Source organism: Paenibacillus montanisoli (genome assembly GCF_003268025.1).
Taxonomy (GTDB): domain Bacteria; phylum Bacillota; class Bacilli; order Paenibacillales; family Paenibacillaceae; genus Paenibacillus_Z; species Paenibacillus_Z montanisoli.
The window spans coordinates 871,464-892,340 of record NZ_QLUW01000002.1 but is presented as its reverse complement, the minus strand read 5'-3'; the positions used below and the strand labels follow the sequence as shown (position 1 = coordinate 892,340).

At 54.2% G+C, this 20,877-nt stretch carries 26 protein-coding genes and 1 tRNA gene; all 27 read left to right on the top strand.

The genetic code is table 11. From position 1 onward, the window contains the following. Positions 1 to 90 precede the first annotated feature (90 nt). The 27 genes from der to trpE all read left to right on the top strand — a co-directional run bounded on the left by der (position 91) and on the right by trpE (position 20,870). Positions 91 to 1,413 (top strand): ribosome biogenesis GTPase Der, encoded by a 1,323-nt coding sequence (der, locus tag DL346_RS13510; RefSeq protein ID WP_112882623.1) that lies wholly within the window; start codon positions 91 to 93, stop codon positions 1,411 to 1,413. Positions 1,414 to 1,492: 79 nt separating this feature from the next. Beyond that, a complete protein-coding gene (gene plsY, locus DL346_RS13505; protein WP_112883110.1) occupies positions 1,493 to 2,092 on the top strand; it encodes a glycerol-3-phosphate 1-O-acyltransferase PlsY in 600 nt (199 codons plus the stop codon). Positions 2,093 to 2,103: 11 nt separating this feature from the next. Continuing rightward, the gene (locus tag DL346_RS13500) at positions 2,104 to 3,126 is read left to right on the top strand and encodes an NAD(P)H-dependent glycerol-3-phosphate dehydrogenase (protein WP_112882622.1); all 1,023 of its coding nucleotides are present in this window, start codon (positions 2,104 to 2,106) and stop codon (positions 3,124 to 3,126) included. Between the two features lie 118 nt (positions 3,127 to 3,244). Continuing rightward, a complete protein-coding gene (locus DL346_RS13495) occupies positions 3,245 to 3,523 on the top strand; it encodes a stage VI sporulation protein F (protein WP_112882621.1) in 279 nt (92 codons plus the stop codon). A gap of 232 nt (positions 3,524 to 3,755) precedes the next feature. Further along, positions 3,756 to 3,935 (top strand): DUF2768 family protein, encoded by a 180-nt coding sequence (locus tag DL346_RS13490; protein WP_112882620.1) that lies wholly within the window; start codon positions 3,756 to 3,758, stop codon positions 3,933 to 3,935. Between the two features lie 51 nt (positions 3,936 to 3,986). Next, positions 3,987 to 4,289, top strand: coding sequence for a 2Fe-2S iron-sulfur cluster-binding protein (locus DL346_RS13485; RefSeq protein ID WP_112882619.1), 303 nt, complete (start codon positions 3,987 to 3,989; stop codon positions 4,287 to 4,289). 17 nt (positions 4,290 to 4,306) lie between these two features. After that, on the top strand, positions 4,307 to 4,885 hold the full coding sequence (locus tag DL346_RS13480; RefSeq protein ID WP_112882618.1) for a hypothetical protein: 579 nt from the start codon (positions 4,307 to 4,309) through the stop codon (positions 4,883 to 4,885). 32 nt (positions 4,886 to 4,917) lie between these two features. Then, positions 4,918 to 5,265, top strand: coding sequence for a 2Fe-2S iron-sulfur cluster-binding protein (locus tag DL346_RS13475; RefSeq protein WP_112882617.1), 348 nt, complete (start codon positions 4,918 to 4,920; stop codon positions 5,263 to 5,265). 15 nt (positions 5,266 to 5,280) lie between these two features. Further along, entirely contained in the window at positions 5,281 to 6,012 is a 732-nt protein-coding gene (locus DL346_RS13470) for a hypothetical protein (RefSeq protein WP_112882616.1), read from the top strand. A gap of 336 nt (positions 6,013 to 6,348) precedes the next feature. Next, positions 6,349 to 7,827 carry a stage IV sporulation protein A gene (gene spoIVA, locus DL346_RS13465; RefSeq protein WP_112882615.1) on the top strand — a complete coding sequence of 493 codons (1,479 nt, stop codon included), beginning with the start codon at positions 6,349 to 6,351 and terminating at the stop codon, positions 7,825 to 7,827. 289 nt (positions 7,828 to 8,116) lie between these two features. Further along, positions 8,117 to 8,392, top strand: a complete 276-nt coding sequence (locus DL346_RS13460) for an HU family DNA-binding protein (protein WP_112882614.1) — start codon at positions 8,117 to 8,119, stop codon at positions 8,390 to 8,392. Positions 8,393 to 8,546: 154 nt separating this feature from the next. Then, positions 8,547 to 8,623, top strand: a tRNA-Pro gene (locus DL346_RS13455). A 104-nt stretch (positions 8,624 to 8,727) separates the two neighbouring features. Continuing rightward, positions 8,728 to 8,949, top strand: a complete 222-nt coding sequence (gene mtrB / locus DL346_RS13450) for a trp RNA-binding attenuation protein MtrB (RefSeq protein ID WP_112882613.1) — start codon at positions 8,728 to 8,730, stop codon at positions 8,947 to 8,949. An 82-nt stretch (positions 8,950 to 9,031) separates the two neighbouring features. Beyond that, the gene (locus DL346_RS13445; protein WP_112882612.1) at positions 9,032 to 9,562 is read left to right on the top strand and encodes a hypothetical protein; all 531 of its coding nucleotides are present in this window, start codon (positions 9,032 to 9,034) and stop codon (positions 9,560 to 9,562) included. An 81-nt stretch (positions 9,563 to 9,643) separates the two neighbouring features. Then, on the top strand, positions 9,644 to 10,513 hold the full coding sequence (locus DL346_RS13440; protein WP_112882611.1) for a heptaprenyl diphosphate synthase component 1: 870 nt from the start codon (positions 9,644 to 9,646) through the stop codon (positions 10,511 to 10,513). After that, positions 10,497 to 11,243, top strand: a complete 747-nt coding sequence (locus DL346_RS13435) for a demethylmenaquinone methyltransferase (protein ID WP_165822501.1) — start codon at positions 10,497 to 10,499, stop codon at positions 11,241 to 11,243. The genes DL346_RS13440 and DL346_RS13435 overlap by 17 nt, the downstream gene beginning before the upstream one ends. Then, positions 11,240 to 12,115, top strand: coding sequence for a UbiA-like polyprenyltransferase (locus DL346_RS13430; protein WP_112882609.1), 876 nt, complete (start codon positions 11,240 to 11,242; stop codon positions 12,113 to 12,115). Before DL346_RS13435 ends, DL346_RS13430 begins: the two co-directional genes overlap by 4 nt. Continuing rightward, a complete protein-coding gene (locus tag DL346_RS13425) occupies positions 12,109 to 12,771 on the top strand; it encodes a UbiX family flavin prenyltransferase (RefSeq protein ID WP_112882608.1) in 663 nt (220 codons plus the stop codon). The genes DL346_RS13430 and DL346_RS13425 overlap by 7 nt, the downstream gene beginning before the upstream one ends. After that, positions 12,734 to 13,600, top strand: coding sequence for a menaquinone biosynthesis protein (locus tag DL346_RS13420; RefSeq protein ID WP_112882607.1), 867 nt, complete (start codon positions 12,734 to 12,736; stop codon positions 13,598 to 13,600). The genes DL346_RS13425 and DL346_RS13420 overlap by 38 nt, the downstream gene beginning before the upstream one ends. After that, complete coding sequence (gene hepT / locus DL346_RS13415; protein ID WP_112882606.1) at positions 13,597 to 14,571, top strand: heptaprenyl diphosphate synthase component II; 975 nt, start codon at positions 13,597 to 13,599, stop codon at positions 14,569 to 14,571. The genes DL346_RS13420 and hepT overlap by 4 nt, the downstream gene beginning before the upstream one ends. Positions 14,572 to 14,592: 21 nt before the next feature. Then, positions 14,593 to 15,036 (top strand): nucleoside-diphosphate kinase, encoded by a 444-nt coding sequence (gene ndk, locus DL346_RS13410; protein WP_112882605.1) that lies wholly within the window; start codon positions 14,593 to 14,595, stop codon positions 15,034 to 15,036. Between the two features lie 50 nt (positions 15,037 to 15,086). After that, entirely contained in the window at positions 15,087 to 15,872 is a 786-nt protein-coding gene (locus DL346_RS13405) for a CheR family methyltransferase (protein ID WP_112882604.1), read from the top strand. Positions 15,873 to 15,944: 72 nt separating this feature from the next. Next, complete coding sequence (locus DL346_RS29060) at positions 15,945 to 16,115, top strand: hypothetical protein (RefSeq protein WP_165822500.1); 171 nt, start codon at positions 15,945 to 15,947, stop codon at positions 16,113 to 16,115. A 198-nt stretch (positions 16,116 to 16,313) separates the two neighbouring features. Then, a complete protein-coding gene (gene aroC, locus DL346_RS13400; protein WP_112882603.1) occupies positions 16,314 to 17,483 on the top strand; it encodes a chorismate synthase in 1,170 nt (389 codons plus the stop codon). Beyond that, on the top strand, positions 17,483 to 18,595 hold the full coding sequence (gene aroB / locus DL346_RS13395) for a 3-dehydroquinate synthase (protein ID WP_112882602.1): 1,113 nt from the start codon (positions 17,483 to 17,485) through the stop codon (positions 18,593 to 18,595). The genes aroC and aroB overlap by 1 nt, the downstream gene beginning before the upstream one ends. Beyond that, positions 18,592 to 18,960, top strand: a complete 369-nt coding sequence (aroH, locus tag DL346_RS13390) for a chorismate mutase (RefSeq protein ID WP_112882601.1) — start codon at positions 18,592 to 18,594, stop codon at positions 18,958 to 18,960. The genes aroB and aroH overlap by 4 nt, the downstream gene beginning before the upstream one ends. A gap of 356 nt (positions 18,961 to 19,316) precedes the next feature. Continuing rightward, positions 19,317 to 20,870: an anthranilate synthase component I gene (gene trpE / locus DL346_RS13385; protein WP_112882600.1), complete on the top strand. Its 1,554-nt coding sequence runs from the start codon at positions 19,317 to 19,319 to the stop codon at positions 20,868 to 20,870. Positions 20,871 to 20,877: the final 7 nt, after the last annotated feature.

Below are 20,877 nucleotides of genomic sequence, written 5' to 3'. Positions count from 1 at the left end.
ATTTATTTGCGTCGGTTCTTTCGGCACATCTCGCGGGGCTGCGACGATGTGCGGCAAAGGCAGCCGGTTCATTATTGAGGAGTGAAAGATGTGTCTAAACCCATTATTGCCATCGTAGGGCGGCCTAATGTGGGGAAGTCTACGATTTTTAACCGCATCATCGGGGATCGGTTAGCGATTGTAGAGGACAAGCCTGGTGTGACCCGTGACCGTTTGTACGGTTCGGGCGAGTGGAATGGTCGTGCTTTCAGTATCGTAGATACCGGAGGCATTGAAATTGACGGCGAAGACGAAATCATGAAGTCGGTCCGCATGCAAGCGGAGCTGGCGGTTGAAGAAGCCGACGTCATCATTTTCATGGTGGATGCCAAATCCGGGCTGACCCATGCCGACGACGAGGTTGCGCAGATGCTGCTGCGTTCGCGCAAGCCGATTGTCGTCGCTGTAAATAAAGTCGATAATTTAAATCGGCGCGATGATATTTATGAATTTTATAATCTTGGCTTCGGCGACCCGATCGCGATTTCGGGCGCTCACGGGATGGGCATCGGCGATTTGCTGGATGCGGCCATTGAGAAGCTCCCGGAAATCGAAGAAGAGCATTATGATGACGACGTCATCCGCGTGGCGCTGATCGGGCGTCCGAACGTGGGCAAGTCCTCGCTCGTCAATGCGCTGCTTGGCGAAGAGCGCGTAATCGTGAGCAATGTAGCGGGCACGACCCGCGATGCCATCGATACGCCGTTCGAGCGCGACGGGCAGAAATATGTGCTCATCGATACCGCAGGCATGCGCAAGCGGGGCAAAGTGTACGAATCGACCGAGAAGTACAGCGTTATGCGAGCACTTAAAGCGATTGAGCGCGCGGATGTCGTTCTTGTGCTTATCAACGGCGAAGAAGGCATCATCGAACAAGACAAGCATATCGCAGGCTATGCGCATGAAGCCGGCAAAGCTTCGATCTTCGTCGTGAACAAGTGGGATGTCGTCGAGAAGGACGATAAGACGATGCATCAATTCGAAACGAAGATCAGGGACCATTTCCTGTTTATGACTTATGCGCCGATCGTTTTCCTCTCCGCGAAGACCAAGCAAAGGCTTCATAAGCTGCTTCCGGTCGTTTGCCACGTGTCGGAGCAGCACGCGCTGCGCATCCAGACCCACCTGCTCAATGACGTGGTGTCCGATGCCGTTGCGATCAATCCCCCGCCGTCCGATAAGGGCAGACGTCTGCGGATTAACTACGTGACGCAGGTTGCGGTAAAGCCGCCGACGATCGTCCTGTTTGCCAACGATCCGGACTTGATGCATTTCTCGTACGAGCGGTATCTCGAGAACAAAATCAGAGCCGCCTTCCAATTCGAAGGAACGCCTGTGCGAATCTTCACCAGAAAGAAATCCGACGAAGACTAATGGCTGCTGCCCGAAGTTCGATTCTGGTGTCTCTTTATCGGGACACCAGTTTCCTTTATCCGTGGAAAGAGGCGAAATGATTGTGTTGACCATTCTTGCAGTACTTATCAGCTATTTACTAGGATCGTTATCGTTCAGCATCTTGATTGCCAAGTGGGTAAAAGGCATCGATATCCGCAATTACGGCAGCGGGAACGCCGGCGCGACGAATACGCTTCGCGTGCTGGGCAAAGGGCCGGGCATTGCCGTGTTCTTGCTCGATATCGCAAAAGGCGTCATTGCCGTAGTCTTGGGCCTTTATGTGGCGGGCGGCGACTGGGGGCCGGTGCTGTGCGGCTTGGCGGCTATTGCCGGACACAACTGGCCGGTATGGTTCGGATTTAAAGGCGGGAAAGGCATTGCCACGACAGTAGGCGTCATGGCGACGCTTGCGTTTGTGCCGGCTTTGATTGCCGGCGCAGTGGCGATCATATCGATCGCGATTACGCGTTTCGTCTCGCTGGGATCGCTTATTTTCGCAGTGCTAATGCCGATCTTCATTTGGAATATCGGCGATAAGCCATTCACGTACGTATGGGCAAGCCTGGTCGTTTGCGTGCTGGCCTTTGTTCGTCACCGGACCAATATCGTAAAACTGCTTCAAGGAAAAGAGAACAAGCTTGGAGCCAGAAAAGGGTAGGAGGCGCGCACATGACGAAAAGGAAAGCAGCGGTACTCGTAGCCGGAAGCTGGGGAACGGCGCTTGCGGCGGTACTTGCCGACAACAAATTTGAAGTATCTTTATGGGCTCGCAATGAAGAGCAAGTCGAGGAAATCAATGCCCGGCATACAAACAGCCGTTTCCTGAAGGATGCCGTATTGCCGCATAACTTAACCGCGACGACCGATATCGGACAAGCGGTAGCAGGGGCCGAAATTGTCCTCTTCGTTGCGCCGTCCTCCGCGATGAGAGACGTAGCCCGGTTGGCGGCGCCTCATATCGGCGCGAATGCGCTATGCATTCATGCGACGAAGGGTTTCGAATCCGTTACCTATAAGCGGATGTCGACGGTGCTGCTGGAGGAGTTGCAAATCGCGCCGGAGCGGCTGGTCGTCCTCTCCGGTCCAAGCCATGCCGAAGAGGTCGTCCGCAAGCTTCCGACAACCGTCGTTGTCGCTTCGGCAAGCGTCGAAGCGGCGGAGCAAGCGCAGGACTCGTTCATTACGCCATATTTCCGCGTATATACGAATAAGGATGTCGTCGGCGTTGAGGTTGCCGGCGCCATTAAAAACATTATCGCGCTTGGCGCGGGACTATCGGACGGCCTGGGCTTCGGCGATAACGCGAAGGCTGCCCTGCTTACGCGCGGTTTAGCCGAGATTAGCCGTCTAGGCAACGCGATGGGAGCTAATCCGCTCACGTTCGCCGGTCTGGCCGGTGTCGGAGACTTGGTCGTGACTTGCACGAGCAAGCACAGCCGCAACTGGCGCGCAGGCTCCATGCTCGCGGAAGGCATCGCCCTGGACGAGGTGCTGAGCCGGATGGGCATGGTCGTTGAGGGCGTGCGCACGACAAGCGCGGCGCGCGAGCTCGCGCGCCTGTACGGGGTAGAGATGCCGATTACCGAGCAGCTCTTTGCGGTCCTGTTCCAGAGCCAATCGCCGCGCAATGCGGTGGAGTCGCTGATGGGCCGCGGCCGGACACACGAGACAGAAGACCTGGCGGGCATTTAACGGGGAAGTTGCATAGCCTACACCAATCCCGTCCTTCCTTCATATGATGCTAGCAGCAACTGCGTTGTTGCGTGCAAAACGAGTTTTTACTCCGTAAAAACTTGAAGGAGGGAAACATTTGAGCGGGAAGAAGGATCTTTCGAAAGAAGTCCTGAACGCTGTCAATAAAAAGACGGGCAAGCCGATTACGGAAGGTGCGGTCAAGAAGCTTGCCAGCGGCGTTACCGAGGGTACGATGCAGGACGAGGATGAGCTGCGCAAGCTGATACTGCAAGTCTCTTCCATGGCGAAGGTGCCCGTATCCGAGAAAACGATCAATGACATCGTCGGCGCCGTCAAGAAAAGCGGCATGAATATCAATAACCTGGAAATGCTGATGAAGCTGATGCTCAAGTAGTAACAGTTAGGACTGAAGCAAAAAGCGTCCGGCATTGCGGCCTGAAGGGCCGGCGGCGTTTTTGCGGAGGTCCTTTTCTTTTTTGCGCCAAACGTTTTCGCTTGATACTGCTCAAGCCGCTTCCCCAAACGTACACCAATTGTGGCTGAATCGTGGCAAAAGTAGCTGACTAATCGTGACAAGTGGTATAATAGAACGAATAATTGGTGTACAAGGTGGTTGGAGTTCAAAAATGGATCCAATGATGAAGATGTGGGTTTCATTCGTAGGAATCGGATTAATGGCGCTGGCGGCCGTGCTTATTTCGCTGGCGAGATTTAAAACAAAAGGAGTGCTTCGTCTGCTTCTGTCGATGACGGCATTTCTGTTTCTGGTTATCGGCGGCTTCCTCGGCCTGATTTCCATTGCTTAACTATACCTATAATACGAACCCGGGCGTGGAGTGGAAAGGAAGTAACATTAGATGCTGGAATTGAAAGGCCGTTCGAAAAGCATTACCGTCTATCCGCTGTCGGGCATGTCGCTGCTGGATATGGCGATGAAGCATGAAATCGACTGGGCGTTCTCCTGTTCGAGGGGAACGTGCGCCAGATGCCGTTGCCTTGTTGAAGAAGGCATGGAATTTCTGGAGGAAGCGACGGACGCGGAGTGGGACCGTCTGGAGCAGAGCGAGCTGGAACAAGGCTACCGTTTGGGCTGCCAAGCTGTCATCAAGAAAGGCGCAGGCGCTGCAACGATAAAAGCGGTCAACCGGCCGTATTTCTGATGGAAAGACGTGAGCTCATGGATCAAACCGAACCGATCTTCCGTGCGCTTGAACGAATTGCTAACGCGGCGGGCCCTACAGGGGCACGCTGGCTGATCGGCGGCAGTGCAGGGCTGCTGCTGCGAGGGCTGGAACTTGGCAGACCGCCCCGTGACCTGGATCTTTACGCGGATGAAGCGGACGCAGCGGTGCTTCATAAAGCGCTGCTTCCTTACGCTGTTGACGAGCAGCACGAAAGCGTGAGCCCGATCTATCGGTCGGTGCTCAGCCATTACCTGATCGAAGGCATTCAGGTCGAACTGGTCGGCGGGTTTATCGTGTCCGCCGGCGGCGACCGATATGAAGTTGAAGTCGCGGAGGTTTTATCTCCGCTGCAGCTGCCGATGACGATCGGCGATTGCCTGGTCGGCATCGTCCCGTTGGCGCATGAGCTATGGTTCAATGTGCTGCGGGAGCGGGAGGACCGTACGCGGTTGATTGCCTCGCAAATTCGTAAAGAGCCTAAACTGCACATGGAAGCCGCGCGCATCATCGCTTCCAGAAACAGCTTGACGGCGAAGACGAAGCAATATGTACAGCATCTGATTGAATCATAGAACGCAGGAAGCAGGAAGCGAGGAGAATCCCCATGAATGTGCAAATTACATTCCTCCCTTCCGGACGCAGTGTAACGGTACGTGCCGGCACGACAGTTCTAGATGCTGCCAGGCGCGCCGGTGTGCCGATTCGTACACGGTGTGACGGGAAAGCCGCATGTCTTATGTGCAAAGTAACCACACCGCACAGCTCGCCTGGACTATCGCCGCTGAACGACAATGAGCGCTATAAGCTGGCCGGTCTTGACCGATCAGGGACCAGGCTCGCTTGTCAGGCGAGAGTATTCGGCCGTGCCGTCGTCGAAGTTCCGGAAGATCCGTTTCGCGCAGCGGTAAGAAGACAAATGATGCGCCAAGCGGAAGACGATGAATTATGGTAGGGGGAAGTTAGTGTCATGAAAGGCTTGAAAAAAGCGGCAGCAGCCATAGTGCTCGCACTTATGGCTGCTTTGCTGTCCGGCTGTCTGTATCCCGAGGATCAATTGGGGCAAAATCAGAAGCCGCCGAAAGATGCGATTATGAATGTACAAGCTGTCATCGACCAGTTCCAGAAGGATACGGGGCTGCTGCCGATTCAGAACAGTACGGAAACGACGCCGCTGTATGAGAAGTTCAAAGTGGATTTCGATAAATTGAAGCGGATGAATTATTTGAGCACGATTCCGGAAACGGCCTATGAGCAGGGCGGAAGCTACTATTATCTCGTTATTAACGAAGATACCGACCCTACCGTCAAGCTTATGAATCTCGTTCTCTATCAACAAATGAACGATGTTCAAGCCGCCGTAAAGAACTATGCCGATGGGCATGACGGCAAGCTTCCGGAAGGCGCCTCGCTTTATCCGTCGTTCAAGGCGATCGATTTCGGCTCGCTGGACATAAAGGAGCCGACGCTTCGCAGCGTGTTCTCCGGCGGCACCTTAACGCCGATGATCGATTCCATGGGCCATGTGTACATCGATTACGGCCCGGATATCATGCAGGCGCTTTCCAAGCTGGAAAGCGGCAAAAAGCCCGGCGAATCAACGGATTTGCGCACGTTGCTTGTTGATTCCTCGGACTTTGTCCCAGTCAAATCGCCTGTATACCGTCTTGTGAACGGCGAACCGCAAGCCGTTCAAAACTAATGGGCAGCATCCATAAGAAAGAAGCTCCTGCCGAACGCCGGCAGGAGTTTTTTTGTCGTTCAGGCATAGGTTTCGTCTTTCTCTCATATATCTCAATCTTGGAAGGCCGGGAGCGGAGAAGCTCGAGCGAAATCGAAAGATTTCATGGCTGAGGTCGTCATAATCGGGTATAAGACGCAATAAGCTATTACTAGTCCAAAATCATGTACGAGTTGCGTCGCTTGCTTGCAAGTCAGCAGGCGGATAGCGGCGAACCCTGACGACGAACAGCAGGAGGGAAGCAGCAGTAACGGTACGTCCATGTACAGGCGAAATACGATTGGGAGGGGATATTCAGTGGAGAAAGTGGACATTTTCAAGGACATTGCCGAACGAACCGGCGGGGATATTTACCTCGGCGTCGTTGGTGCGGTCCGCACAGGCAAATCAACCTTCATCAAGCGGTTCATGGAGACGGTTGTGCTGCCGAACATCACGAACGATGCCGATCGGGTGAGGGCTATCGACGAACTGCCGCAGAGCGCAGCGGGAAAAACGATTATGACGACGGAGCCGAAATTCGTGCCGAACCAGGCGGTTCAGCTTCGCGTGGCCGAAGGGCTTGATGTTAACGTCAGACTCGTCGACTGCGTCGGCTACGCCGTCGTAGGCGCAAAAGGCTACGAGGATGAGAACGGTCCGCGGATGATTACGACGCCATGGTTCGAAGAGCCGATTCCGTTCCAGGAAGCGGCCGAAATCGGCACCCGTAAAGTCATTCAGGAGCATTCCACGCTCGGCGTCGTCGTGACGACAGACGGTACAATCGCTGAAATTCCGCGCAGCTCGTATATCGAAGCTGAAGAGCGGGTTGTGAACGAGCTGAAAGAGGTCGGCAAGCCGTTCGTCCTGATTGTGAACTCCACACGGCCGAAGAGCGACGAGGCCCTTCAGCTTCGCAGCGAGCTTCAGGCCAAGTATGATATACCGGTAATTACGCTCAGCGTAGCGACCATGGGCGAAGAAGAAGTGATGTCGGTTCTGCGCGAGGTGCTCTACGAGTTCCCCGTGCACGAAGTCAACGTCAACCTTCCGAGCTGGGTCATGGTGCTGAACGACAATCACTGGCTGCGCAACAATTACGAAAATTCGGTACGCGATACGGTGAAGGATATCCGTCGTCTGCGCGACGTCGACCGCGTCGTCTCGCAGTTTATGGAATACGAATTCATCGCTCGCGCCGGCTTAAGCGGCATGAATATGGGGCAAGGGGTAGCGGAAATCGACCTTTATGCGCCGGATGAATTGTACGATCAAATCTTGATGGAAGTCGTCGGCGTAGAGATTCGCGGCAAAGACCATCTGCTTCAGCTCATGCAGGAGTTCGCGCACGCGAAGCGGGAATACGACCGATTCGCAGAAGCGCTCGAAATGGTCAAAACGACGGGCTACGGCATTGCGGCACCAACGCTTGCCGAGATGGCGCTCGACGAACCGGAGCTCATCCGTCAAGGCTCGCGGTTCGGCGTCCGCCTGAAGGCGACCGCTCCGTCCATCCATATGATCAGGGTCGACGTCGAGTCCGAATTCGCGCCGATCATCGGCACGGAGAAGCAAAGCGAGGAGCTCGTCCGCTACCTGATGCAGGATTTCGAGAACGATCCGATCAAGATTTGGGAGTCCGACATCTTCGGCCGTTCGCTGCACTCGATCGTAAGGGAAGGCATTCAAGGCAAGATCGCCATGATGCCGGACAACGCCCGCTACAAGCTGCAGGAGACGCTTGGCCGGATCATCAACGAAGGCTCCGGCGGCCTGATCGCTATCATTCTGTAAACCGGAAAAGAGACACGCGCAAGCAGCGTGTCTCTTTTTTTGCTCCTTACCGGGCGTTTTATGAGCATAAAGCACGAAAAACCTAGAGCAAACCTAGGAAAAACTTGCATGCCCTCTTGAAATTCTAGGTCGACCTGTATTACTATAAATCTGTTCATGGATCAGTATGCAGGATTTGCACATATCGGAATTTCTTTGCACCAGAGCCTGCAGGTATAATTTCTCAGGTTTCGGTAAAACAGAATGATAATGATGTGCTTATGAACTGCCGTCAGGGGAGGTGAAAGAAATGAACAAAACGGAACTGATTGCGAAAGTAGCCGAATTGACTGACCTTTCCAAGAAGGATGCTTCCAAAGCGGTTGATGCCGTTTTCGATGTGATCTCCGACACGCTTCAAGGCGGGGATAAAGTACAATTGGTAGGCTTCGGCAACTTCGAGGTGAAGAGCCGCGAAGCGCGCAAAGGCCGCAACCCGCAAACAGGTGAAGAGATCGACATCCCTGCGAGCAAAATCCCGTCTTTCAAAGCAGGTAAATCCCTGAAAGATCTTGTCTCCAAATAAGAAACAGCGGAGCGCTGTTGATGGCGTCCGGGTGCTAGCCGCATCCGGACGTTTTTCGTCTTTACCCGGCTCTCGTCTCTATTGACAAGGGCATATAATTCCAGTAGACTTTTTCTTGCAGTTCCCTTGGTTTATGAGGGAAGCGGGGTGTTGTCGGGTGTTAGCTCAGCTTGGTAGAGCGCTACCTTGGGGTGGTAGAGGTCGCCAGTTCAAATCCGGTACACCCGACCATTTACTTTCATAGCACACGTGAGCTGCTGTCCTGAGCGAGGTTCGGGAGGCAGTTTTTTAAAATCTAAGAAAGATAAAGCGGCGGATTAGGAGGTAGAGCGAACATGGAAGACTTGAATGGCGAATACATCGTCATTAAGGCGAAGGCTCAAGGCGTTCAGGTAATCGGGCTGACACGGGGGCAGGATACGAAATTCCATCATACCGAGAAGCTGGATCGAGGCGAAATTCTCATCTGTCAATTCACGGACCATACGTCCGCGATCAAGATTCGCGGCAAAGCGACCGTGCTGACCAAGTACGGCACCGTCGATACGGAGGACTAACAGCGAAAAGCAGGCATAGCCTGCTTTTTTAGTTTGTACACTAGAATAGAAGGACATTCTGTGTGCAAAGGGCGGATGGTAGATGTCGCAAAGAAGAAGGCTGCTCTACGCTTGTGCAGTAACGTTGGTTGTAGCCGTGCTGCTGTCCGTGCTTCCGCTTACGGATGCGCGGATGAAGCAGAAAGGCGACGTCTCGGTATTTCATCCTGTCCCGGTCAAACGCCTTACCTCAGACGTCATTGTCGATTCGATGCTGGGCCTGCAGCTTCAATTGGACGTGAAACGGGTAGTATGGAAAGGATCCGTGTTGTCCGTCGATTTATCTACAGCGAAATATGGGAATGCTGTAGAGGAATGGATGACCGATTTGCAGCGTCTGCTCGAATTCGCGTTCGTACATACGGACAATGTGACCCGGGTTTTGGTCAGGTTCGTTACTCCGGTCGAGCTTAAGAACGGGGAAGAGCGGCCGGTGAACAGGCTGCTTGCCGCGGTGGATATCCGGCGAAGCGATCCATGGCTGTCCACAGAACTGTCAAACTTAAGCGCCGCAGAGCCGTTTATCGACGAAAAATGGAGGCAGCGCCTGCGTTTGTCAGTGTCCCAGTTGTAGCGAAACGCTACGCATAGTGCTATAATTATTTAGATTATTAGGCAGCAACTCGTTCGCTGTACTGTCCGGAGGCCAGGCCACATGAAACCATATAGAATTCCCGAACTCGCAAAGAAGTACATTGAATACGATATGATTGGGGCACATACCGAGCTGCCGGACTTTCCCGATTCGAGAGTCAGGCTGCTCTTCGCTTTTTTAGCTAATCAACGCACGCCGCTTCTGCACAGCGAGCTCTATGCGCTGGTTGTCTCGCTCGTGCAGCTGGGCATGGATACGCATGACCTCATCGATTCCGAAACTTCGCGCGTGCAGGAGCGCGAGATGCGTTCGCGCCAACTGAAGGTGCTGGCGGGCGACTATTACAGCAGCCGCTTCTACCAGCTGCTTTCGCAAGCCGGTCAGGTCGATATGATTCGCCGGATCAGCGGCGGTGTCTGCGAGGTCAATCGGCTCAAGGTAAACTTGTATCTCCGCATGAAGCAGCTGAAGCTGACGGCCGAGGAGTATATCAGCCAGTGCGTGCAGTTAAAGACGGAACTGTTCCATGCCTTTACGGACAGCCTCGATGAGAAAATGGTCCGCGTCTGGACCGACCTGCTTCAAGGCTTCGGCCGGTGCGAAGTCGTGCTGGACGAGCTGCACCGCGCCGAGCAGCCGGACCGGTTCGACGGAAGCTGGGGTTACTGGCACGTATTAAGCAGCGGCACCGAAGATGAGAAACGCAAATTATCCGATCAGAAAACCGAGCCGTCGTTTGCCCAGGCGCTCATTGCAAAATACGATATTCGGCTGCAGCTGGCCGATCTGCTGAAGCAATCGGCTTCGCTTGTTCAAGCGGCCGTAGCGCGGCTGGATTCGGACAAGCTCGTCCGCGAATTGTCCGGTATTCTAGAGACTTTCACGAGACCGTTTGTGCCGGCGGCATCGGCTCATGGCGAGAGAAGGTAAGGTGACTACATTGCAATCCAAGTCAAAAGAACAGCATGTACATGCGGTCTTCGAGAGCATCGCACCGAAGTACGATTTAATGAACGATTTGATCAGCTTTCGCCGTCACAAGGCATGGCGAAAGTTTACGATGCGCAAGATGGATGTCAAGCAGGGGCAGACCGCTATTGACCTGTGCTGCGGCACCTGTGACTGGACAATCGCGCTGGCCAAAGCTAGCGGAACGGGCGAGGTTGTCGGTCTTGATTTTAGCCAAGGCATGTTAGACGTCGGGAAGAAGAAAGTGCAGGCGGAGGGTCTGGACCGTCAAATTTCGCTCGTACAAGGCAATGCGATGTCGCTTCCGTTCGAGGATAACCGGTTTGACTTTGCGACGATCGGATTCGGCCTGCGCAATGTGCCGGATTTGGAACAGGTGCTGCGCGAGATGATGCGGGTCGTGAAGCCGGGCGGGCAAGTCGTTTGCCTGGAAATGTCCAAGCCTACGTGGCAGCCGTTCAAAGCGATTTATTATTTCTATTTTGAGCGCGTCATGCCTGCGATCGGCAAGCTCGTAGCCAAGCGTTACGAGCAGTACAAGTGGCTCCCGGAGTCGCTTAAAGCATTCCCGGACTCGAAGCAGCTGGCGGATAAATACCGTGAAATCGGCCTTCAGCAAGTTCGCGTCTATCCGCTGGCAGGCGGCGTCGCGGCCTTACACATGGGGACGAAGGGAACGGGCCAAGCATGATTCGCAAAGTCGGCATTATTTTGGAAATGATTAAGTTCGAACACACCATTTTCGCGCTGCCGTTTGCTTTCATGGGCGCACTGCTAGGAGCAGTCATCATGGAGAAGCGGCTGCCGGAGTGGAGCGAGATCGGCTGGATTATTCTCGCCATGGTCGGCGCCCGAAGCGCGGCGATGGGCTTGAACCGGCTGATCGACCGCGTCATCGACGCCAAAAACCCGCGGACGGCGAAACGGGCGATCCCTGCAGGCTTGCTGCGGGCAGGCGAGGTCGTCTTGTTTATCGCGGTATCCTTTGTCCTGCTGTTCGTAGCGGCGTCTCAATTGGATCCGATCTGCATGAAGCTGATGCCGATCGCCGTCTTCATGCTCGTGCTTTACTCGTACACAAAACGGTTTACATGGCTCTGCCACGTCGTACTGGGGCTAACGATCGGTCTTGCCCCGCTCGGCGGCTGGGTCGCGATTACCGGCGAATTCGGACTGTCCGCTTGGGTGCTCTATGCCGCCGTTGCATGCTGGCTTGCCGGCTTCGATATCATTTATGCGTGCCAGGATTTCGAATTCGACCGCAAGGAAGGCGTCTATTCGATCCCTTCGCGGTTCGGATTAGAAGGAGCGCTGCAGCTATCCAGAGGATTTCATGTGCTGACCGCAATCGGATTCATCTCATTATATTGGTTAACGCCGCTCAGCTGGCTGTATTTGCTCGGAGCGGTCATCTCGGTCGGCATGCTCTGCTATGAGCACATCCTTGTCAAGCCGCATGATATGAGCCGCGTGCAAACCGCATTCTTTACGATGAACGGCTCGCTTAGCGTTGTTTTATTCGCCGCAACGCTGCTGGATTTGGTGGTGCTTCGCCAATGGTAGGAAACGTACAAGAAGCAGTGCGTAAGCGCATGGTTGTCGGTATTACCGGTGCCAGCGGCGCCATCTACGGCATTCGGCTGATCGAATGTCTCTTAGGCGGCGGCATGGATGTTCATCTTGTCGTGACGGAGGCAGGCTGGCGCGTGTTGAAAGAAGAGCTTGGCTGGGACACGACGAGACGCCCGCTCGCGCTTGCTGCCGTGTTTTCGGAGGCGATGGATGCCGGCAGGCTGACGCTGCATCCGAATGCGGACATCGGCGCCTCGATCGCCAGCGGCTCCTACCGGGTGGAAGGCATGATCATCATGCCTTGCTCGATGGGTACGCTTGCGTCGATTGCGCACGGCATCTCGGACGATTTGATGACGCGTGCCGCGGATGTTATGCTGAAGGAAGGCCGCAAGCTCATCATCGTGCCGCGGGAAACGCCGCTTCACGCGATCCATTTGGAGAACATGCTGACATTGGCCAAGCTTGGCGTGAAGCTGATCCCGGCGATGCCGGCATTCTATTACGGGCCGCAAACGATAGACGATATGGTTAATTTTCTAGTCGGGAAAGTGCTTGATCAGCTTCCGCTGGATCATGATCTGTACAGAAGATGGGGAGATGAACAGCATGGGGTTAAATCGCCCGATTACAGTCGGTCGCATTGATTATGCGAACGTTTGGCCGATTTTTCATTATGCCGAGCAGCAGCTTCCGCAGGAACGATTCCGAATCGAGAAGCGGGTGCCTGCCGCGCTCAATAAAGCGCTCCGCCAAGGCGAGGTCGATATCACGTCGATGTCCTCGTATGCTTACGCGGAAAATGCGAGCGATTACTTGCTGCTGCCGAACTTGTCGGTAAGCGCAAAGGGGCGCGTCAATTCGATCCTGCTTTTTTTGAAGAAGCCGCTCGAAGAGGTGCTTAAAGGCCGCATTGCGATGACGGCAACGTCCGCAACCTCGGTTAATTTGCTCAAAATATTAATGAAGCTCTACTATAATTCGGAGCCGTCTTATGTCACGATGGAGCCGAATCTGGATGAGATGCTGGCGGAAGCGGATGCCGCGCTCCTTATCGGAGATACGGCGATCCATGCTTCCTGGGCCAACAAGGAACGCGGACTCACGGTCATCGATTTAGGCGAGTTATGGCGCAATTGGACGGGTTACGGCATGACGTTCGCGTTGGTGGCGGTCCGCAAGGAAATTGCCGCAGCCGACCCTGAGGCGGTTTCGACCGTCCTCCATGCCTTGACGGAGAGCAAGGAAAGAAGTCTCAGCAACCTGCAGCCGCTTGTCGATAAAGCTTGCGCCCTGCTTGGCGGGGACGCCGCTTATTGGAGCCGGTATTTCAAGGAGCTTCACTATAATTTCGGAACGGACGAGCAGGCGGGTTTGACGTTGTATTTCGACTACGCGCATCAATTGGGCTTATTGCCGCACGAGGTTCAAATGCAATTTTTCACAGACCATGCCGCCCTTAAGGTGAACAAATGAAACTACTCGATATTTATGCCAAAATGAAAAGCGATTTAGATGCGATTGAAGGCCAGCTGGCGCGCAGCGTAACCTCCGAACACGCGCTGCTCACCGATGCATCGACGCATCTCCTCAAAGCAGGCGGGAAGCGGATCCGTCCTGTTTTTGTGCTGCTTGCAGGAAAGTTCGGCACGTATTCGCTTGATGTGCTGGAGAAAGTCGCAGTGCCGCTCGAACTCATACATATGGCTTCACTCGTTCATGACGACGTCATCGATAACGCTGAAACGCGCCGCGGGCAGCTGACGGTCAAATCCAAGTGGGATAACCGGATTGCCATGTATACCGGCGATTACATATACGGCAAAGCGCTTACGATCGTAACCGAGCTGGAAAACCCGCAAATTCATCAAATTCTGTCCAAAGCCATGGTGCAAATGTGCATCGGCGAGATGGAGCAAATCCGCGATTTCTTCAATACGGAACAGACCGTGCGCAATTATCTGCTGCGCATCAGGCGCAAGACCGCGCTATTGATCGCGATCAGCTGCCAGCTTGGCGCGCTCGCCGCGAGAGCGGACCGGCAAACGGCAAACCGACTGTACCGGTTCGGCTACAATGTCGGGATGGCATTCCAAATCCGCGACGACCTGCTGGACCTGCTCGGCACGGAGAAGCAAATCGGCAAGCCGCCGGGCTCCGATATCAAGCAAGGCAATATGACGCTGCCTGTGCTGCTCGCCCTGCAGGAGCCGGCCATCAAGGATGCGCTGCTCGCCGAAATCATTCACATTCGCGAGACGAACGGTGCAGGGGATACGAAGAAGGCGTTGAACATCATACGTAAGAGCGCAGGCATTCATACCGCGGATGCCCTGGCGACCAGATATATCAACAAAGCAATCGAAGCGCTCAGCGGCTTGCCCAACATTCCGGCCAGGAAAAACTTGACCGATATTGCGCATTTCGTTGGGAAACGAAACTACTAACAGCGTCTAGGAGGGAATACGATGGAAAGAACATTTCTAATGGTAAAGCCGGATGGCGTGCAGCGCGGCTTGATCGGCGAAATCGTATCGCGCTTTGAGCGCAAGGGACTGAAGCTAGTTGCAGCGAAATTCATGATGATCACGCCGGAGTTGGCGGAGCGTCACTACGCGGAGCACGTCGGAAAGCCCTTTTATCCGCCGCTTGTAGCCTTTGTGACGTCCGGTCCGGTATTTGCGATGGTTTGGCAGGGGGATAACGTCATCGGCCTGACGCGCGCGATGATCGGCAAGACCAATGCGCTGGAAGCGGCGCCGGGGACGATTCGCTCCGATTTCGCGGTGCATACGAATTTCAACCTTATTCATGGATCGGATTCGCCGGAGAGCGCGGCTAGAGAGATCGGCATTTTCTTCGCTCCGCACGAACTGGTGGACTATAATCAAACGATTCAGCAGTGGATTTAACGTTCGCCTGACTGCCTCAGGGCTACTTGACAGCGACATCGGGGGAAACCATGACGGAGGACAGGGATTTTTCGCTATTCATTCAGAAGGTCAAGGATAGAACGGCAATCGATCTTTCCCAGTACAAAGAAGCTCAGATGAAGCGGCGCTTAACCACGCTTAGGGAGAAATACGGGTACGGTAATTTCGCGGCTTATTGGATCGCGCTGGAGAAGGACAAGACGCTCATGAACGAGTTTCTTGACCGGATGACGATTAACGTGTCCGAGTTCTGGCGCAATCCGAGCCGATGGGAAGCGATGGAGAAGAAGTTTCTGCCGGAGCTCGTCAAGACAAACGCACGCGTCAAAATATGGAGCGCGGCTTGCTCTACTGGCGAGGAGCCGTATACGCTGTCGATGATCATCTCGGAACTAGGGGCCCTGGAACGAACGTCGATCTTGGCCACCGATTTGGACAGCATCGTACTGCAGAAGGCCATGCAAGGCGTCTATCAGGACCGTTCGGTCCGCGACGTGCCCCGCACTTATAAGAATAAATATTTCACGAAGCAAGACGGCGATTATTTTGCCGTGGCAAGTCAGCTTAAACGCAACATTGCCTTTAGGCAGCACAATTTGCTTCACGATCGATTCGAAAGCGGCTTCGACGTCATCGTCTGCCGCAATGTCATGATTTACTTCACGGAAGAAGCGAAGCATACGCTGTACCATAAATTTTCAAAAGCGCTAAGGCCGGGCGGCCTGCTGTTCGTAGGCAGCACGGAACAAATTTTTTCGCCTGGCCAGTATGATCTCGACTCGGTCGAAACATTCTTTTACCGCAAGCGCGCCTAGCGGGTATATCGTTGTCCATCTTCTCCAATACTATTGCTATTGCTATTTTTTGGTTGGCATAGGAGGTGCAGCATGGACAAACGGAAAGTAATCGCGGCATATAAGCGTGGATTTATCACGGTCCAGGAATGCGCCCAAATTCTCGGCATCGACACGAGGCAAATGAACGGTCTCATGAATGATCCGCATTTGAACTCGGAGCCGCAGCGGCTTCGAGGGCAGCAATCCGTCAACGGATACTGAACGCAAGCATGGAAACTGCCTTAGGGCCTCTATTGTAGAGAGGTTCGGGCAGTTTTTTTGCTTTGGTTACCAGCTTGAGCCGAGGCGTTCATTTTCTTGTCAAACCGGCAACGCTGTACTATAATGAGCAAAAGATATTTTGGCATACATAAACGGTTCTATCGTTTGCGGTGTTAAGGGATGAGGGAGGGCTTTACTGTGAGTTTACGTTATTTGACAGCAGGAGAAACGCATGGTCCACAGTTGACGGCAATTATTGAAGGGCTGCCAAGCAATTTGCAGCTTGATTTCCAGGAATTGAATTTCCAATTGCACCGCAGGCAGAAGGGTCATGGCCGCGGCCGCAGAATGCAGATCGAGAAAGATACGGCGAACATAGTCGGAGGAGTTCGCCATGGCAAAACGACCGGCGCACCCGTTGCGCTCGTGGTCGAGAATAACGACTGGAAGCACTGGACGACAGTCATGAACATCGAGCCGATCGAAGGCAGTGACGAAGAGAAGCGCCGCGTTCACCGTCCGCGCCCAGGGCATGCGGATTTGAACGGCGGCCTGAAATACAACCTGAAGGATTTGCGCAACGTGCTTGAGCGCTCCAGCGCCCGAGAAACCGCGGCACGCGTAGCGGTTGGCGCGGTAGCCCGCCAGTTCCTTGCCGCATTCGGCATCAAGGTAGGCGGACAAGTCATCCGCATCGGCGAAATCGAAGCGCCGAAGCATAACTTTTCGCTCGATGAACTGATCCGCTTGACGGAAGAATCGCCGGTTCGCGTCGTCGATAAAGAAACGGAAGAGAAGATGTGCGCATACATCGATCAAATCAAAGCGGAAGGCGACTCCATCGGCGGGATCGTGGAATGTATCGTGGAAGGCGTGCCAATCGGTCTCGGCAGCCACGTACAGTACGACCGCAAGCTTGACGGGCGCATCGCGCAATCCGTCATGTCGATCAATGCCTTCAAGGGCTGTGAAATCGGCATCGGTTTCGAAGCAGGCACAATCCGCGGCTCTCAGGTTCACGACGAGATCATGTACTCGGAAGAGCGCGGCTACTATAGAGCGACGAACCGCCTTGGCGGTTTCGAAGGCGGCATGACCAATGGCGAGCAAATCGTCGTCCGCGGCGTGATGAAGCCTATTCCAACGCTGTACAAGCCGCTGCAAAGCGTGGATATCGATACGAAGGAGCCGTTCACCGCGCAAGTCGAACGTTCCGACAGCTGCGCAGTACCTGCTGCGAGCGTCGTGATGGAGCACGTCGTTGCATGGGAAGTGGCTAAAGCGTTCCTCGAGAAATTCGGCGGCGATTCCATGGAAGAGATTAAAGCGAACTATAACAATTACTTGGATCAGCTGAGGAGCTACTAATGAGCGGGCATCGTGAGCTGACGGTCGAGCTTGGCGAACGCACTTATCCGATCTATATCGGAGAAGGCCTGCTGGATGAAGCAGGCAAGCTATTCGCGCAGCGCGGCATCAGCAAAAAATCGCCGCTTATGATTGTAACGGATGCCAATGTCGCACGGCGGCATTTGGACCGCCTGGCATCGGTGCTGACCGAAGAAGGATTTACGGTCGTAACGGCGATCGTGCCGGCAGGGGAAAACTCCAAATCGCTGGCTGAGCTGGAACGGCTGATCGGGATTGCGCTTGAGCATGGGCTTGACCGAAAGTCCGCTATCGTTGCGCTTGGAGGCGGCGTTGTCGGCGATCTTGCCGGCTTCGTTGCGGCCTCTTTTATGCGCGGCGTGAAATTCGTGCAGGTGCCGACGACGATACTTGCCCACGACAGCAGCGTCGGTGGCAAGGTCGCGGTCAACCACCCGCTTGCCAAGAACATTATCGGCGCTTTCCACCAGCCCGAGCTTGTGCTTTACGATTTGAAAACGCTGCAAACGCTGCCCGAGCGGGAAGTAAAGGCCGGACTGTCCGAGGTCGTGAAGCACGGACTCATCTGGGATGCGGACTTCGTCCAGTGGTGCGACGACAATGCCGAGAAGCTTACTGCGCTTGAACCCGATACGCTCGGATACGCGCTCTATAAAGGCTGCAGCGTGAAGGCTGCCGTCGTTTCGAAGGATGAGCGCGAGAACGATCTGCGCGCTATCCTGAACCTTGGCCATACGATCGGACATGCGCTTGAAGCGGTTGCCGGTTATGGCGAGCTGCTGCATGGCGAAGCGATTTCGATCGGCATGGTAGGGGCCGCCAAACTTGCGGTTCGACTGGGCGCACCGGAAGAGGTCTATCAAGTGACGAAGCGCGTGCTGTCCCGTGTCGGCTTGCCGGTTCGACTGCCGGAGCATTTGAATACGGATGACATCATGCGCGCGATGATGCACGACAAGAAGTTCCAGGAAGGCACGATGGTATTTATCGTTCCGACGGCGATCGGCGCCGTGGAAATCAATAAATCGGTTTCCTCTTCTCTCATTCGGGAGATCGTGGAACAATTGAAACAGGAGGCCGTCATAGGATGAGTGTAAGAGGCATACGCGGTGCCATTACGGTGGATGTCAATGAAGAACAGCCGATTTTGAGCGCTACGAGGGAGTTGCTTCATACGATTGTTGCGTCGAACGGCATCGAGCCGGAAGACATTGCCAGCGTGTTTATTACCGTAACCGGCGATTTGGACGCTACGTTCCCGGCAAGGGCCATTCGCGTGATGCCAGGCTGGGAGTTAGTTCCACTTATGTGCGCGGTTGAGGTGCCCGTGAAGGGCAGTTTGGCTATGTGCATCCGTCTCTTGGTATCCGTAAACACGGACAAGTCGCAGAAGGAAATCGAGCATGTTTATTTAGGCGGCGCAAAAGCGCTGCGTCCGGACTTGTCGAAAGCATAGCCATCATTATTTTATAAGCTCATAATTTAAGGATTGACGGATTCGTTTACGCTGGTGTATAGTGATTTCATATCTTGAAGGATGAGCATAGCAGAGCCGAGTAGTTAGTGTAGTTAGAAGAGATGAGTAGAGCTGAGCTGAGTTTAGTTGCAAGTTGAGACGAGAGAAGAGTAGACGATTAGTTGTTTATTTGCCGTACCTTTGGATCTTACGGGATCGCAATAGGTGCTTGCTTTGCCATAAACAACTTGGTCAATCTTGCATTCCTCGGATTAACGCTCATTTTCCATCTTCTGACTGATCACTCCTGCTGCGGCAGGAGTTTTTTATTTTTATCGGACGAGGAGAGATCAGTGATGAAGAATCAAGAGCTGCACAACGTGATTCGGCTAGCGGACACTTATAATCTTATTCCAATCGTTAGACATGTGATGGCGGATACCGAAACGCCTATACGTATATTCCAGCATTTCTATCAAGAGCGCCGCGCATTCTTGCTTGAGAGCGTGGAGGGCGGCGTGAAATGGGCGCGCTACTCGTTCATCGGCACCGATCCTTTCATGCTGATCCGCGGCAAGAACGGTGAGATGGTCATCGAGAAGAACGGCAGGGAAGAGGTGCTGCGCGAGAAGCCGATCGAGCTGCTGAAGGCGCATCTGCGCTCTTTCCGCAGTCCGGCGATTCCGGAGCTGCCGCCGTTTACAGGAGGCGCGATCGGATTTTTCGGCTACGACCTGCTTCAATATTATGAGAAGCTCCCGGCTCACCGGATCGACGATCTGAACATGAACGACCTCCAATTCATGTTCTGCGATCAAGTCATCGTATTCGACCACTTCAAGCAGCAAGTTCAAGTCATCGGCAATGTGCATATTCCGAAGGCGGCGACGGACAGCCAAATTCAAGCGGCATATGAGCGTACGGTTGCGAAGATCGAAGCGACGATCGAGCGACTTCAGCAGCCGCTGCCATCCACTTTGATGGCGGCCGGAAGCATTCCGGCAGATCCGGATCTCGGCGAAGTCTCCTCCAACTTGACGAAGGAGCAGTTTATCGGGAACGTGGAGAAAGCGAAGGAATACATCCGCTCAGGCGATATTTTCCAAGTGGTGCTGTCACAGCGCTTCAATATCGAGACGGACGTCGATCCGCTTCATGTATACCGCGTACTGCGTACGATGAATCCTTCGCCGTATATGTATTATTTGAAAATGGATGACGAAGTTATCGTTGGTACTTCTCCTGAAGCGCTGGTGAAGGTCGACGGCGAACGCGTCGAAACAAGGCCGATCGCCGGAACCCGTCCTCGCGGCAAGACGCCGGAGCAGGACTTGGCGCTCGAGAAGGAGCTTCTGGCCGACGAGAAAGAACGCGCCGAGCATTTGATGCTAGTCGACCTTGGCCGCAATGACATCGGGCGCGTGTCCGAATTCGGCACCGTTCGCTGCGATGCGTATATGGAAATCGAGCGTTACTCCCACGTGATGCATATTGTGTCCAACGTATCGGGCAAATTGCGCGAAGATAAAGACTTTTTCGATGCATTCGTCTCTTGCATGCCAGCAGGTACCGTATCCGGCGCGCCGAAGCTGCGCGCGATGGAAATTATCGCGGAGCTTGAGAACGAAGCGCGCGGGGCCTACGCCGGCGCAATCGGCTACTTGGGCTTCGGCGGAAGCCTGAATACGTGCATCACCATCCGCACGCTGATCTTCAAGAACGGCAAAGCCTATGTCCAGGCTGGAGCGGGCGTCGTATGGGATTCCATCCCGGAAAACGAGTACATGGAAACCGTGAACAAGGCGATGGCAATGCTTAAAGCCGTTCGGGCGGCCGAGGCGATCTTCGCAGCTCCGGAACGCGGGAACAGCATGATTAACATGGATTACTATGCGGATGCGAAAGGGTGAGCAGGGG

Coding starts and splice junctions, on each gene's coding strand:
- DL346_RS29060 (WP_165822500.1), top strand. CDS start 15,945: ATGGACAAACGGAAAGTAATCGCGGCATATAAGCGTGGATTTATCACG.
- DL346_RS13470 (WP_112882616.1), top strand. CDS start 5,281: ATGAAAGGCTTGAAAAAAGCGGCAGCAGCCATAGTGCTCGCACTTATG.
- DL346_RS13405 (WP_112882604.1), top strand. CDS start 15,087: ATGACGGAGGACAGGGATTTTTCGCTATTCATTCAGAAGGTCAAGGAT.
- DL346_RS13440 (WP_112882611.1), top strand. CDS start 9,644: ATGAAACCATATAGAATTCCCGAACTCGCAAAGAAGTACATTGAATAC.
- hepT (WP_112882606.1), top strand. CDS start 13,597: ATGAAACTACTCGATATTTATGCCAAAATGAAAAGCGATTTAGATGCG.
- DL346_RS13430 (WP_112882609.1), top strand. CDS start 11,240: ATGATTCGCAAAGTCGGCATTATTTTGGAAATGATTAAGTTCGAACAC.
- aroH (WP_112882601.1), top strand. CDS start 18,592: ATGAGTGTAAGAGGCATACGCGGTGCCATTACGGTGGATGTCAATGAA.
- mtrB (WP_112882613.1), top strand. CDS start 8,728: ATGGAAGACTTGAATGGCGAATACATCGTCATTAAGGCGAAGGCTCAA.
- aroB (WP_112882602.1), top strand. CDS start 17,483: ATGAGCGGGCATCGTGAGCTGACGGTCGAGCTTGGCGAACGCACTTAT.
- DL346_RS13490 (WP_112882620.1), top strand. CDS start 3,756: ATGGATCCAATGATGAAGATGTGGGTTTCATTCGTAGGAATCGGATTA.
- ndk (WP_112882605.1), top strand. CDS start 14,593: ATGGAAAGAACATTTCTAATGGTAAAGCCGGATGGCGTGCAGCGCGGC.
- DL346_RS13480 (WP_112882618.1), top strand. CDS start 4,307: ATGGATCAAACCGAACCGATCTTCCGTGCGCTTGAACGAATTGCTAAC.
- DL346_RS13500 (WP_112882622.1), top strand. CDS start 2,104: ATGACGAAAAGGAAAGCAGCGGTACTCGTAGCCGGAAGCTGGGGAACG.
- DL346_RS13460 (WP_112882614.1), top strand. CDS start 8,117: ATGAACAAAACGGAACTGATTGCGAAAGTAGCCGAATTGACTGACCTT.
- DL346_RS13425 (WP_112882608.1), top strand. CDS start 12,109: ATGGTAGGAAACGTACAAGAAGCAGTGCGTAAGCGCATGGTTGTCGGT.
- DL346_RS13485 (WP_112882619.1), top strand. CDS start 3,987: ATGCTGGAATTGAAAGGCCGTTCGAAAAGCATTACCGTCTATCCGCTG.
- trpE (WP_112882600.1), top strand. CDS start 19,317: ATGAAGAATCAAGAGCTGCACAACGTGATTCGGCTAGCGGACACTTAT.
- DL346_RS13475 (WP_112882617.1), top strand. CDS start 4,918: ATGAATGTGCAAATTACATTCCTCCCTTCCGGACGCAGTGTAACGGTA.
- DL346_RS13445 (WP_112882612.1), top strand. CDS start 9,032: ATGTCGCAAAGAAGAAGGCTGCTCTACGCTTGTGCAGTAACGTTGGTT.
- DL346_RS13435 (WP_165822501.1), top strand. CDS start 10,497: ATGGCGAGAGAAGGTAAGGTGACTACATTGCAATCCAAGTCAAAAGAA.
- DL346_RS13420 (WP_112882607.1), top strand. CDS start 12,734: ATGGGGTTAAATCGCCCGATTACAGTCGGTCGCATTGATTATGCGAAC.